This window comes from Corynebacterium parakroppenstedtii, from assembly GCF_019754935.1.
GTDB lineage: Bacteria > Actinomycetota > Actinomycetes > Mycobacteriales > Mycobacteriaceae > Corynebacterium > Corynebacterium parakroppenstedtii.
Genome location: NZ_JAGSOA010000002.1, coordinates 288,569 through 302,009 on the forward strand (window position 1 = coordinate 288,569; position 13,441 = coordinate 302,009).

Consider the following 13,441-nt stretch of genomic DNA (forward strand, 5'->3'; position numbering starts at 1 on the left):
TCTGATCAGACACGAAAGCACGTGATCCCATGACTTTCTTCCCTGCTCCCCACCGGCCCCCCGAACCACGACTCCGGACGGCACGCGGAACACGATCTGCCGTGCCATCACCGTCCACCTTGGGTTTGACCAGCCCTCACGCAGCGTCCGACCTGGAAAAACTGGGGTGGGATAACCAGGAGTCGCTTGGCCTCCTGTACCTCCTGGCCAATGTCGGCGACCCGGAATTGGCTCTCAACACCCTTTACCGGCTGAACGAAAATCTCAAGCCGAGTTCCGACGAGGCCAGTGCGTTTCTTGACGCGATGCGGAACAACGAGGTTGTGCGGTCGCGTGTGCTGGCGCTGGTCGGGGGCTCTACTGCGCTCGGGGATCACCTGGTTGCGAACCCCCACCTGTGGACATCATTCGCTGACCCCATCCCGCACAGGGAAGAAATGATGGCAGCGATGCTGTCGTCGGTCGAGGCGGAACCGATTGCGACACCAGGAGCCGAGGAGTCGGAGGCGTCCGAGACGTCGGATTTGGCTGAAGGCAGTGACGAAGGGAAGAACGAAGCGGGGGCCTCAACCAGCACGCCATCGTCCACGACATCGTCGCAGCAAAGTGAAGGTTCTGCCCGAGAAGGATCAGTCGATCCACGGATTTCCCAGGCCGGGATGTACCGCGCAAGAATAACCGGTACCGCGGCATATACCCAGCTCAAGATGACGTACCGGACGCTGTTGATGCGCATCGCCGCCTCCGATTTGGCAAGCACCATCCCGTCCGGGGTTTTCCACCATTCCCAGTCAGACGATGATGACCGACGTGGCTCAGCGCGAGGCGGCAGTTCAGCGGCACACGGGGGAGAGGACGGCAACGAAGGCACAGCCTCGGCGTCGCCCAACGAAAAGCGCGCCATGGCTCACCCCATGGGATTCGTCGAGGTCTCAGCCGCGTTATCCGATCTCGCCGACGCAGCACTCACAGCGGCACTCGCGGTAGCCGTCGCCACGGTGTACCCGGACAACAACCCCGTGGATGCCCGGCTAGCGGTCATCGCGATGGGGAAGTGTGGTGCGCGCGAACTCAACTACATCTCCGACGTCGACGTCATCTTCGTAGGCGAAACCGCCGATGCGAAAACAACCCGCGTAGCCAGCGAATTCATCAAAGTCGGCTCCCGATGTTTCTTCGAAGTGGATGCAGCCCTTCGTCCCGAAGGGAAAAGCGGAGCACTCGTCCGCACGCTCGATAGCCACCTGAGTTATTACGAACGATGGGCCGATACCTGGGAATTTCAGGCGCAACTCAAGGCCCGCCCCATGACTGGCGTCATGGATTTCGGCAAAGCCTATGTCCAAGCAATTCAGCCGCACGTGTGGCAAGCCTCCCAACGCGACTCATTTGTTGACGACACTCAACATATGCGGCGCCGAGTCATCGACAATATCCCCAAGGAACAACAAGAGCGGGAACTCAAACTCGGCGTCGGCGGTCTGAGGGATGTTGAATTCGCAGTTCAAATGCTGCAGATGGTTCACGGCCGGATCGACCCCGATCTACGCGTCCGATCGACAATCAGCGCTCTTCAGGCCCTCATCCGCGGAGGGTACGTCGGACGGGAAGATGGTTCGCAGCTCATCGCCTGCTATGAGTTCGTGCGTTTACTGGAGCACCGGCTTCAGCTGCAGCGGATCAAACGCACACACATGCTGCCCGAGCCCGATGACGAGGACGCGCTCCGGTGGCTCGCGCGGTCGTGCGGCATCGGCTCGACCTCCTCCATGACGAGCAGCGAATCGCTCAAGAAGCTCATTTGGCGAGCATCGCGCCAAATTCACAGTCTGCACAACAAACTCTTCTTCCGGCCACTGCTCAATGCCGTCGCTCTTATCGACGACGAAACCGCGCGACTGTCTCCCGACGCCGCCCGTCGCCAGCTGGCGGTGCTGGGGTACCAGTTCCCGGACCGCGCGTATGAGCACCTCAAAGCGCTCGCGTCGGGGACAACCCGGAAGGATCGCATCCAAGCGATGCTGCTTCCCACCCTCATGGAGTGGTTGGGCGACACCTCCGACCCCGATGCGGGGCTCTTGGCGTATCGCAAACTCTCCGACGTGCTGTACCACGACCCGTGGTTCCTCAGGATGCTCCGGGACGAGGGGATCGTCGGCCGTCGCCTCATGCACATCTTGGGGACGTCCCCATACGCCACGGACCTAATTCTGGCCGCGCCGAACGTCGTCAAACTTCTTGGCGACGGCGCCAACGGTCCGAAGCTCACGGAGGTCAGCGCGTCCACGGTGACGCGATCCCTCGTCACCACTGCGAGCAGGCACAAAGACCCCGACAAGGCGATTGCCGCCGCCCGGTCGCTACGTCGAAAAGAACTAGCCCGCATCGCGTGTGCCGATCTGTTAGGAATGATGTCCCTGGCCGATGTGTGCCACAGCTTGTCCCTCGTGTGGGACGCGGTGCTGGAAGCGGCCCTCTACGCGGAGATCCACGGGTGGACGGCCACACACCCCGACGAACCAATCCCGGCGACCATGACCGTGATAGGCATGGGGCGCCTCGGTGGGGGCGAGTTGGGCTACGGATCCGATGCCGACGTGCTATTTGTCTGCGAACCCGCCCACGATGACGTGAGCGAGGCAGACGCCGTGAAATGGGCCATCGGCATCGGCGACGCTGTGCGACGTCGGCTAGCGAAGCCCTCGCAGGATCCGAGGTTGGATGTTGATCTTGACCTTCGCCCCGAGGGACGTAACGGCCCGACCGTGCGGACCCTGAACTCGTACCGCGCGTACTACGAACGGTGGGGCGAAACCTGGGAAGTGCAGGCGCTGCTGCGTGCGACGTGGATCGCCGGCGATGAAGACTTAGGTCGTCGTTTCCTCCATATGATCGACAAGTTCCGCTATCCGGAGGGCGGTGTGAGCGATGCGACGGTAAGGGAAGTCCGCCGCATGAAAGCCCGCGTCGATGAAGAGCGCCTTCCCCGTGGGGCCAACCGCAACACCCACACGAAACTGGGCCGCGGTGCATTGACCGACATTGAATGGACAGTGCAGTTGCTGACCCTCCAACACGCGCACGAGTACCCGGAGCTGCACAACACGTCCACGATGGCGACCCTCCGAGCTATCGAAAACGTCGGGCTCCTCGAGCCTGAGGACTGTGAAACTCTGCGGACCGCATGGCAAACAGCGACGAAAGCGCGCAACGCCCTTGTCTTGGTGCGCGGAAAGCGGACCGATCAGCTACCCGAGCCGGGTGCTGCGCTGGCGCACACAGCGGGTGCTGCAGGGTGGGAACCCGAGCACTACCAGGAGTTTTTGGACAACTACTTGAAAGTTACCCGCCAAGCGAGGAAAGTAATCGATCGGGTCTTCTGGGGGGAGGATGAGTTTATGCATCGCTGAGTCCCCGTCAGAGGAATCGTAAGAGCGATAAATGTCACGGCGTGGAGTTGTCGACAGGTGTCGCGGATTCGTTAGAGTATCCATGTCTGGCCGGGCCTGGCCGGTGCATGCAGGACATGAGTGACAAAATAGTACGGAGTTAATGTGGGCGAGCGATCATCGATCGTGATTTCCCGGTACGGGAACACACTTATCCAGTTCATCAAGTTTGGGCTGGTCGGCGGCTCGGGAGTCATCGTGAACATGGTGGCTTTGGTGATCGCGAACAAGCTCTTCGGCTGGGGGTTTGATGTCACACCACATGACACCGTGCTCAACCTTCTAGGAACCCGCTTCCACCTGCGCTGGTACCACATTTTCGCAACCATCGCGTTCGTCGTGGCAAACACCTGGAACTTCCAAATCAACCGCTGGTGGACGTTCAAGTCTCATGGCCACGGCCGCTGGCTCCGTGAATTCCTGGCCTTCTTCGCTGTCGGCCTGCTGAGCTGGGTGGTCTCGCAAATCGTGATGACCCTACTGATGAACCCGACGTCCCCGCTGGAACTTTCTCCCCGAATTTTCGACAGCTCCACCGGGCTCCGAAACCAACTGTATTGGGCCAACCTGATCGGTATTTTTGTGGCCATGCCCGTGAACTTTGTGGTCAACAAACTGTGGACATTCAAAGCTGTCCGCGTCTCCCGCGTGCCCGACAAGTATGAATTGTTGACCGAAAAACAACTCCGTGACCGGGAGCTATCCCGCAAAGGCTAAGTCCGCGTAGTCTCCGCTGGCGGGCATGCACACGTGGGTATCTCGGGATTGTTGGTGTGGATAGCGTTCAGGAGCCGATCGAAAACACCCGAGAGATAGTCGACGTCGCCATCCTCTAATTGCGCGAAAAGGTTCCTGCGCACCGTGTCGACGTGACCGGGAGCGACGTGTTCAATAGCTTTTCGGCCCTTATCGGTGACAGAGACGACAGAAGCGCGACCGTCGTGGGGATCGTCGTTACGAATAACGAGACCACGTTTCTGCATCCTGCTGACCTGATGTGACAGTCGGCTGCGCTCCCACAGCATACGGTCGGCCAGAAGTGTGACGCGGAGTTCCCCGTCGGGGGCTTCGCTTAAATTGACGAGGACCTCAAAATCTGCGAGGGACAGATCGCCCTCGTTATGGAGTTGTCGGGCGATCACCGTGTTGAGTTCATCATGAAATCGTAAGAACGATCGCCAGACGTGTTGTTGCTGCGGGCTCAGCCAGATCGCGGAAGAATCGGACATGTTGTCATCATACGGTGTAGTAGGTGGCGTTCGCTGTGTAAGTCTGGGCTAGGGTCCGCGCGATGCCTCTCGGTGAAAGTCACATTGAATATAGCCATGTTAGGTAGGTCTCAATTGAATGTTATTCGCGCAGGTAGATAGGTAAAATGCACCTTTGTTAGTTGATGTATCATAAATAGCGGTGTGTGCGCGCGGTGAAGCGCGTTGCTCTCTATGTGGCAAGGGGAGTAGACACAGTATCGCGAACGGTTTACCCGGGCTGATCTTTTGATGCATCCTCCATGGAGACCTGTGGAGATCCTTGGAGACCTCAAACTTGTGGTACCTCAGAAAGTGTTAAGAACCTTAGGAAGGTAATTAATGGCACGTAATGTCGCAGAACAGCTAGTAGATGCCCTAGAAAAGCAGGGCGTTAGCAGAGTGTTCGGCTTGGTGGGCGACAGTCTTAACCCGATTGTTGACGCTATCCGGCAAAGTTCAATTGAGTGGGTTCACTGCTATAACGAGGAGTCTGCTGCTTTCGCGGCCGGTGCTCACTCTGTTGTTACCGGTGAGCTCTCCGTGTGTGCTGGATCGTGTGGTCCGGGTAACACACATATGATTCAGGGGCTGTACGACGCTCACCGCAACGGTGGGAAGGTCCTGGCCCTTGCTAGCCAGATCCCGTCGAAGGAAATCGGTTCCGGTTTCTTCCAGGAGACGCACCCTGAGAAGCTTTTCGAAGAATGCTCTGGGTACTGCGAATTGGTGAACTCAGCTGCTCAGGCGGGGCGCTGTATTCACGCTGCTATCCAGTCGACGTTGGCTGGCCACGGTGTGTCCGTGGTGTCCTTCCCCGGTGACATCTCCATGCAGGAGGCTGTGGAGACCCCGTCGCTGGAAGGTAATTTCTCGGTTCAGAACGGGGAAGTGCACCCCAGCCGGAAGCAGCTCCGCGACCTTGCCGATGCCATTAACAAGGCTGACAAGGTGACGATGTTCGGCGGTATCGGTTGTGCCGGTGCTCGCGATGAGCTGTTCGCCGTCGCGGAGAAGATTAAGTCGCCTGTCGGGCACTCGTATGCCGGCAAGGAAGTTCTGCACTACGACAACCCGTATGACGTCGGCATGTCCGGCCTCCTTGGTTACGGTGCATGTACTGCAGCATTCGACAATGCTGACCTTCTGATCTTGGTCGGTACCGACTTCCCCTACACCGACTTCTTGCCGACGACGCCCACCGCGCAGATTGACATTAACGGTGCTCACATTGGTCGACGCACCCATGTCGAGTACCCGGTTGTCGGCGACGTGAAGTCCACCATGGCGGAGCTGCTCCCGCTGTTGAAGGAAAAGACCGACCGCAGCTTCCTCGATTCCATGCTGAAGAAGCAGCAGCGGAACCTGAAGCACGTCATTTCTGCGTACACCAAGAACGTGTCCAAGCACACGCCGATTCACCCCGAATTCCTGGCGTACAACCTGGACGACTTGGCCGACGACGACGCCATCTTCACTGCCGACACCGGTATGTGCAACGTGTGGCACGCACGCTACATCATGGCCGGCCCGAACCGTCGGCTGCTGGCGTCGTACCGCCACGGAACGATGGCGAACGCCTTGCCACAGGCGATCGGCGCACAGGCTGCGGATCGTAAGCGCCAGGTCATTTCGATGTCCGGTGATGGTGGGCTCTCCATGCTGATGGGTGAGCTGCTGACGGTGAAGCTCCACCAGCTGCCCATCAAGATGGTGGTCTTCAACAACTCCACGCTGGGCATGGTCAAGCTCGAGATGATGGTCCAGGGTATCCCCGATTTCGGAACCGACCACGCGAAGTTCAATTACGCTGACATTGCTCGCGCGGTGGGAATCAAGTCCTACCGTGTGGAGGACCCGAAGGACGTCCGCTCGACACTCCAAGAGGCGCTGGCTCACCCAGGCCCAGTGTTGATTGATGTCCAGACCGATCCGAACGCGCTGTCGATCCCGCCGGACATCTCCCTGGAGCAGGTCAGCGGCTTCACCAAGGCTGCTGTTCGCACTGTGCTCGACGGTGGCGTCGGCAAGATGATTAACATCGCGAACTCCAACCTGCGTAATATTCCTCGTCCGTCCGGATTTAAGGGAATTGGCTAGTCACGAAATTGCCTACATTTCGTTTAATTTCCCGATGAATCTGCATCGGGGCATGGTTTAACGCCACAGTCGGCTAGGCTGGATCGGGTGAAATACATCTCCACCCGTGATCCACACCAGTCGCCTGTGGCGTTTTCCGATATTCTGCTCCGCGGTCTTGCACCCGATGGGGGCCTTTATGTCCCCGAGTCCTACCCGCAGTGGAATTCATCCGATTTATCCCGATTCCGGTCCCTTCTTCATGACCAAGGATATCCATCCTTAGCTGCGGAAATCATTTCCTATTTTGTCGACGATATTCCGCGCGATGATATCGAGCAGATGACTCAACGGGCTTATCGTGTTCCTCGGTTTGCGAACCCGAATATTGTGCCGGTCAGTAAGCTGGAGGATGGCCTGTTCATCGGCCATTTGTCTGAAGGCCCAACTGCCGCGTTTAAAGATATGGCCATGCAGTTGCTGGGTGAACTGTTTGAATATGAATTATCGCGACGCTCCAGCACTTTGAATATTGTGGGCGCGACCTCGGGGGATACAGGTTCGTCGGCGGAACATGCGATGCGCGGCCGCCGTGGAATTCGCGTGTTTATGTTGACTCCGCGCGGGCGGATGACACCATTCCAGCAAGCGCAAATGTTTAGCTTGGATGATCCCAACATCTTTAATATTGCTTTAGATGGTGTATTCGATGATTGTCAGGATGTGGTGAAAGAAATTTCATCAGATGCTGATTTCAAGGCCGAATTCCATATCGGAGCCGTCAATTCGATCAACTGGGCCAGGCTCATGGCGCAGGTTGTCTACTATGTGGCGTGTTGGATTCGCGCCACCGAGTCGAATGAGAGCAAAGTCAGCTTCTGCGTGCCCACGGGCAATTTCGGGGACATTTGCGCCGGCCATATCGCGCGGAGCATGGGTCTGCCCATCGACCAACTCATTGTCGCGACAAATGAGAACGATGTCTTAGATGAATTCTTCCGCACGGGTAGCTACCGGGTGCGGTCAGCGCGTGAGACTTTAGCGACGTCGAGCCCCTCGATGGATATTTCTCGGGCGTCCAACTTCGAGCGATTTATTTTCGACGTTCTGGGGCGCGACGTTGCCCGCACCGCGGACCTGTTCGGCAAGAGAGTTCGTGAGGGCGGTTTTGATCTCTCAGATGACTCGGCTTTCCCATCGGTGGCGGATAAATTTGGTTTCCGCTCCGGGAAGTCGACCCATGCTGACCGCTTAGCGACGATCAAACGCGTGCATGATGAGTATGGCGTCGATATTGACCCGCACACCGCTGATGGCGTGACCGTGGCGTGGCAGCAGAGAGAGGCGGTCCACACGCCGATTGTCTGCCTGGAGACAGCGTTACCGGTGAAGTTTGCTGACACGATGCGGGAGGCTTTAGGCGAGGAGCCGGAAACGCCAGAGCGCTTTGCTGACATCATGCAGGGTGGCCGGCATGTGGCTGATCTGCCGAATGACGCTAACGCGGTGAAGGGCTTCATTCGCGAGTCCATAGCCAAGTCTGATGTGACGAATTAGCCTCACGGCTGGGGATTAGATGATCCCCTGGAAGACATAGAAAACCCGTTGCCCTCGTTGATATGCGAGGACAACGGGTTTTTCGCGTGCTAGCTGCTGCTAGCTGGCTGTGCCCTGGCCGTTTAGCAGTCGTAGTACATTTCGAACTCTTGCGGGGTCGGACGCAAGCGTACCGGCGAGATCTCGTTATCGAACTTGTACTTGAGGTACGTATCCAGCAGGTCTTCGGTGAAGACGTCGCCCTCGGTGAGGAAGTCGTGGTCCTTCTCCAGGGAAGCCAGAGCTGCCTCGAGGCTGGTCGGAGCCTGAGGAATGTCAGCGGCCTCCTCGGGCGGAAGCTCGTAGAGGTCTTTGTCAACCGGAGCGTGCGGCTCGATGCGGTTCTTGATGCCGTCCAAGCCGGCCATCATCATCGCGGCGAAACCGAAGTAGGGGTTACCCGTCGGGTCCGGTGCACGGAATTCGACGCGCTTTGCCTTCGGGTTGGATCCGGAGATCGGAATACGGATCGCTGCCGAGCGGTTACGCTGCGAGTACACTAAGTTGATGGGGGCCTCGAAGCCAGGAACCAGGCGGTGGTAGGAGTTCAGCGTGGGGTTGGTGAATGCCAACACTGAACCAGCGTGCTTCAGGATGCCGCCGATGTAGTAGCGGGCGGTGTCGGACAGTCCGCCGTAGCCAGCCTCGTCGTAGAACAGCGGCGAGCCGTCCTTCCAGAGTGACTGGTGAGCGTGCATGCCCGAACCGTTGTCACCGGCGAGGGGCTTCGCCATGAAGGTGGCGGACTTGCCTTCCTGCCATGCGGTGTTCTTGATGATGTACTTGAATGTCTGCAGGTCATCGGCAGCGTGGAGCAGGGTGTTGAACTTGTAGTTGATTTCCTGCTGTCCACCGGTACCGACCTCGTGGTGAGCGCGCTCAAGCTCAAAACCAGCGTTGATCAGGTTGCGGGACATGTCGTCGCGGAGATCCTGGAAGTGATCGTACGGAGCGACGGGGAAGTAGCCACCCTTGATGCGGGTCTTGTAGCCGAGGTTCTCGGACCCGTCACGCTCTTCTTCCGCGCCTCGGTTCCACCAGCCCTCGACGGAATCAACTTCGTAGAAAGCGTTGTTGATGTCGGTGCTGTACCGGACGGAATCGAAGATATAGAATTCAGCTTCAGCGCCGAAGAAGCAGGTGTCAGCGATGCCGGTGGAGGCGAGGTACTCTTCTGCCTTGCGGGCAACGTTACGTGGGTCACGGGAGAAGGCTTCGCCAGTCAGCGGATCGTGGACGAAGAACTTCATGTTCAGCGTCTTCGCTTTGCGGAACGGATCTAGCTGGGCCGTTGCCAGGTCTGGCATGAGGGCCATGTCGGATTCGTCGATAGTGGTGAATCCTCGGACGGATGAACCATCGAAAGCGAGTCCTTCGTTGATGACGTCTTCATCGAAAGCATCGGCTGGAATGGTGAAGTGCTGCTCGACGCCGGGGACATCCGTGAAGCGAATGTCGACGAACTCGACGTCGTTATCTTTGATGTATGTGGTGACATCTTCAGCATTAGTGAAAGCCACTGTGACTCCTCGCAGATTTCTCTCGGTCGGTCGGGAATATCTGTAAGTGACCGAGCATTACTTTCCACTTTAAAGTAAAGGTGTTGCTCTGGGGATAAAGATATGTTTCGTTAATGTTACGTCCTGGACAGACGTGTTCTCCTCCACAAAAGTGGGGGTGCTGGCACGGTGGGGGCGATAGTGAGGGTGCCGGTAACGGCGAACTTACGACAAGCCAGGTGCCGTGGAGAATGTGCGACAGGTAAAGTGCGTCCTATGGCAAAGGATCGGGCACGCGAGCGGAAGAACAATCAGCGATCAGAGCGCACGAGTTGGCTTGAAGGGCCACAAATTCCCGGCGAAAACGATGGGCTTGTTCAGTCTCGATGGCCCGGTGAAAAACTGGGGCTGACAAAGTCAGGCTCGGGGTCGCAAGCGTCGATTATGCGACGGTGCGGGGGAGTGGTCCTGGATTGGCTCGTGTCCATGGCCATCACAGGAATCCTGTTTTACATCGTGGGGCCCAGGCCGAGCGACGGAAAACAAACCGAACTGGTGTGGGGCAATTTTGCCGCCACGACGAACATCATCGTTTACGTCGTTGTCGGGATCATCTCTGTATGGCTTTTCGCGCGCACCCCGGGCCAGCTGATGCTCGGGATGGGGGTTGCGCGAGTAGATCAGCGTGATGCCCGGGTCGGCTTGTGGCGCGCAGTTGTCCGCACCCTCTTGACGATCTTTATTCTCCCGGCAGCGATCTGCGACTCAGACCTGCGGGGCATGCATGACCGTGCAACCGGGACTGTGGTGATTAGGGCGTAGCACTTAGTGCTTGTTTCGCTGTGCAGCCCGACGTGCCCGGCGGTTCATTCCCTTTTGCACCTTGGCTTGGTTCGGGATGGGGCCCTTCGGCATTCCCATGTTGCCGCGGACATTGTCCAGGGACTCGATTCGGCTGGCCAATGAGTCCACTTCTTGCTTCTTAATGTTGCGAGGCAGCCTCATCAAGTGGCGCTGCAGCTTCTTGATGGGGACTTCGTCCTCACCCTCGCCTGACACCACCTCGTAGATGGGGGTATCGCCGACGATGCGGGCAAGGCGACGGCGCTCCTTATCCATCATGGGCTTGATCCGCTGTTTTTCTCCTTCACCAACGAGGACAACACCGGGTGTGCCGACAACACGGTGAACAAGATCCATGTGGTTGTTGACTTGGACACCCTGTTTGGTGACCCATTTCATGCCGACGCCGTCACGCATGTTGTCCAGCGCCCATCCGGCAGCACCGGCTTGTCCAGATGCGCGATCGTAAACCGACCGTTGCAATCGCCGGCTGAAAACAAGCATCGCAAGAGTGGCGCCGAGAATAAGGCCGATGATTAACCACAGCCACTTGTTGCCCCACACGAAACCGAGCAGGAAAAGTAGGACAGCAGGCAGCAGGAGAGCCAGCAGCATGTAGGGGATGAGCTTATTGTCCTGCTTGCGCTGGATGTTGAAAGCCTGCCACATCTGGCTGCGTGTTTGTTTACGCTGTGCCCGTTTAGCGGAGCGCTGGGCCTTCTTTTCTTCCTTTGCGCGGTCGTTCTTCGCCATACGTTCAGGATAGGCGATGGATGTCCGGTCGGTGGAATCAGTGAGCGTTAACGAGCGCCAACTGGTGTCTCGCGGCTGGCTCCGTACTTGGACAGCAGGGTGGAGGCTTCCTGAGAAGCAGTATCGTCGATGCCCTCGCCCAGGTGCCGTAGATTAGCGGAGAGCTCTTCGCCGCGTGCCTTGATCGCCTGCGCATACAGCCGGCCCGCACGGTAGGAGGACCGCACCAACGGCCCAGCCATCACACCAGCAAACCCAAGGTCATGCCCATAATCGCGGTACATAACGAACTCTTCGGGTTTCACCCACCTCTCGATGGGGTGATGCAGGTTAGACGGGCGGAGGTACTGCGTCACCGTCAGGATGTCGCATCCGGCATCGCGGAGGTCGCGCATGGCGGATTTCACCTCGTCAACCGTTTCACCCATCCCAAGGATCAGGTTTGATTTGGTGACCAAGCCGAAATCACGCGCCTGGCGGATGACATCCAGGCTTCGTTCATAACGGAACGCAGGGCGGATGCGCTTAAAAATGCGGGGCACAGTCTCCAAGTTGTGGGCAAACACTTCCGGCCGAGCCTCAAACACGGTCTGAAGAAGATCGGGCTTACCCGAAAAATCGGGGGTGAGGTTCTCGATGCCGGTGTTGGGGTTGAGTTTGTGGATTTGCCGGACAACCTCGGCGTATAACCACGCACCCTCGTCGGGCAGATCATCACGCGTAACCCCGGTGATGGTGGAGTAGCGCAACCCAATCTCACGGACATTTTCTGCGACGCGACGAGGTTCGTCCTCATCGAGTGGCTCGGGACGGCCAGATTTAATGTCGCAGAAGTCGCAACGGCGGGAACAGGTATCGCCACCAATGAGGAAGGTGGCCTCACGGTCTTCCCAGCACTCGTGGATGTTGGGGCATCCTGCTTCCTGGCAGACGGTGTGAAGGCCAGCGCCTTTGACGCGTTTCTTCATGTCGCGGAATTCGGGGCCCATGGTTGCGGTAGTCCGGATCCACCGCGGTTTCGCTTCAATGGGGGTTTGGGCGTTCCGTGCTTCGATGCGGAGAAGTCGTCGTCCGTTCGGTGCAACTGCCATGTCTTCTACCTTATTTTTGAGTGTGTCGTCGTACACATCCTACTGAACTTTGATGCGCTTATGTCCATCGTCAGGAATTGTGCTGGTAGTGAGCGGTTGTGTTCCGTCCAGCGCCGCGATAAGAGAGTCCCGTACGAGACCGACGATGTCACGGGGGCGGATATCGCGTCCGAGTTCTTCTGTCAGGGTTGTTACCCCGGCGTCACTGATGCCACACGGGACGATGTGGTTAAAGGGGTCTAGCGAGTTATCGCAATTGAGAGCGAAACCGTGCATGGTAACTCCGCGCGTCACTCGTAACCCTATGGCCGCTATTTTCCGCTCCGGACGCAGTTCTCCGCGGACGACGTCGGTGGGCAGCCACACCCCTGACCGCCCTTCAACGCGCCCAGCGCTGGTCACACCCAGGGTGTGGCACGTGGTGATGAGGGCTTCTTCCAGGCGCCGTACATAATCGACGACATCGAGGGGTTGGGCTAACCGAATGATTGGGTATCCCACCAGCTGTCCCGGTCCGTGCCACGTGATGCGCCCACCTCGGTCAATACGGATGAGCGGCGTGTCGTCATTGTCAGGGAGATCTTCCGGTTGTGTCCGTTTCCCCGCTGTGTACGTCGCGGGGTGTTCGAGGAACAACAACTTGTCGATGCCACGGTCGGGTTCGTCACGTGTGGCGCCAGCCGCATCAGCCCGTTGTTGAGCGTATTCGGCTTGCCGATGCCACATCTCCATATAGTCAACTTGTCCGAGCCATTCGACGTCGTAGTCGGTGTCAACAGCTCGAATGGATCCTTGCTGATAACCCATGTGGTTCATCGTACGCGTGTGGCCGGCCCCCAAATGAGGCCGGCCACACGTTGACGCTGACGTGCTGGTCACACGGT

At 58.1% G+C, this 13,441-nt stretch carries 10 protein-coding genes; 5 read left to right on the top strand and 5 right to left on the bottom strand.

Annotation, left to right across the window (positions count from 1 at the left end):
- The first annotated feature begins 29 nt into the window (after positions 1-29).
- Together KCQ76_RS07815 and KCQ76_RS07820 are read left to right on the top strand one after the other, a co-directional pair.
- Complete coding sequence (locus KCQ76_RS07815; RefSeq protein WP_082716634.1) at positions 30-3,410, top strand: bifunctional [glutamine synthetase] adenylyltransferase/[glutamine synthetase]-adenylyl-L-tyrosine phosphorylase; 3,381 nt, start codon at positions 30-32, stop codon at positions 3,408-3,410.
- A gap of 144 nt (positions 3,411-3,554) precedes the next feature.
- Positions 3,555-4,166: a GtrA family protein gene (locus tag KCQ76_RS07820; RefSeq protein ID WP_046203035.1), complete on the top strand. Its 612-nt coding sequence runs from the start codon at positions 3,555-3,557 to the stop codon at positions 4,164-4,166.
- On the opposite strand, the gene KCQ76_RS07825 is transcribed toward KCQ76_RS07820, so the two are convergent.
- Complete coding sequence (locus tag KCQ76_RS07825; RefSeq protein WP_052722329.1) at positions 4,163-4,678, bottom strand: MarR family winged helix-turn-helix transcriptional regulator; 516 nt, start codon at positions 4,676-4,678, stop codon at positions 4,163-4,165. The two genes, KCQ76_RS07820 and KCQ76_RS07825, sit on opposite strands and share 4 nt — an antisense overlap.
- A gap of 360 nt (positions 4,679-5,038) precedes the next feature.
- Between KCQ76_RS07825 and KCQ76_RS07830 the strand changes: the two genes are divergently transcribed.
- Both KCQ76_RS07830 and thrC read left to right on the top strand, forming a co-directional pair.
- A complete protein-coding gene (locus KCQ76_RS07830) occupies positions 5,039-6,796 on the top strand; it encodes a pyruvate dehydrogenase (protein WP_012731341.1) in 1,758 nt (585 codons plus the stop codon).
- 87 nt (positions 6,797-6,883) lie between these two features.
- On the top strand, positions 6,884-8,332 hold the full coding sequence (thrC, locus tag KCQ76_RS07835) for a threonine synthase (RefSeq protein ID WP_046203034.1): 1,449 nt from the start codon (positions 6,884-6,886) through the stop codon (positions 8,330-8,332).
- A 122-nt stretch (positions 8,333-8,454) separates the two neighbouring features.
- Here the strand turns inward: thrC and glnA are convergent, their stop codons facing one another.
- On the bottom strand, positions 8,455-9,891 hold the full coding sequence (gene glnA / locus KCQ76_RS07840; protein ID WP_046203033.1) for a type I glutamate--ammonia ligase: 1,437 nt from the start codon (positions 9,889-9,891) through the stop codon (positions 8,455-8,457).
- A 255-nt stretch (positions 9,892-10,146) separates the two neighbouring features.
- On the opposite strand from glnA, the gene KCQ76_RS07845 reads away from it, so the two are divergent.
- Positions 10,147-10,692 carry an RDD family protein gene (locus KCQ76_RS07845; protein ID WP_046203032.1) on the top strand — a complete coding sequence of 182 codons (546 nt, stop codon included), beginning with the start codon at positions 10,147-10,149 and terminating at the stop codon, positions 10,690-10,692.
- Positions 10,693-10,695: 3 nt separating this feature from the next.
- On the opposite strand, the gene KCQ76_RS07850 is transcribed toward KCQ76_RS07845, so the two are convergent.
- From KCQ76_RS07850 to lipB, 3 genes are read right to left on the bottom strand one after another with little or no spacing between them, the layout of a single operon-like run.
- Positions 10,696-11,466 (bottom strand): DUF4191 domain-containing protein, encoded by a 771-nt coding sequence (locus KCQ76_RS07850; RefSeq protein WP_046203031.1) that lies wholly within the window; start codon positions 11,464-11,466, stop codon positions 10,696-10,698.
- A gap of 47 nt (positions 11,467-11,513) precedes the next feature.
- Positions 11,514-12,557 (bottom strand): lipoyl synthase, encoded by a 1,044-nt coding sequence (gene lipA / locus KCQ76_RS07855; protein ID WP_046203030.1) that lies wholly within the window; start codon positions 12,555-12,557, stop codon positions 11,514-11,516.
- Positions 12,558-12,596: 39 nt separating this feature from the next.
- Complete coding sequence (lipB, locus tag KCQ76_RS07860; RefSeq protein ID WP_046203029.1) at positions 12,597-13,364, bottom strand: lipoyl(octanoyl) transferase LipB; 768 nt, start codon at positions 13,362-13,364, stop codon at positions 12,597-12,599.
- Positions 13,365-13,441: the final 77 nt, after the last annotated feature.

Bases quoted from the DNA above. Each gene is read 5' to 3' on its own strand.
- KCQ76_RS07850 (WP_046203031.1), bottom strand. From the start codon at position 11,466: ATGGCGAAGAACGACCGCGCAAAGGAAGAAAAGAAGGCCCAGCGCTCC.
- KCQ76_RS07830 (WP_012731341.1), top strand. From the start codon at position 5,039: ATGGCACGTAATGTCGCAGAACAGCTAGTAGATGCCCTAGAAAAGCAG.
- KCQ76_RS07845 (WP_046203032.1), top strand. From the start codon at position 10,147: ATGGCAAAGGATCGGGCACGCGAGCGGAAGAACAATCAGCGATCAGAG.
- lipB (WP_046203029.1), bottom strand. From the start codon at position 13,364: ATGGGTTATCAGCAAGGATCCATTCGAGCTGTTGACACCGACTACGAC.
- KCQ76_RS07815 (WP_082716634.1), top strand. From the start codon at position 30: ATGACTTTCTTCCCTGCTCCCCACCGGCCCCCCGAACCACGACTCCGG.
- lipA (WP_046203030.1), bottom strand. From the start codon at position 12,557: ATGGCAGTTGCACCGAACGGACGACGACTTCTCCGCATCGAAGCACGG.
- KCQ76_RS07825 (WP_052722329.1), bottom strand. From the start codon at position 4,678: ATGTCCGATTCTTCCGCGATCTGGCTGAGCCCGCAGCAACAACACGTC.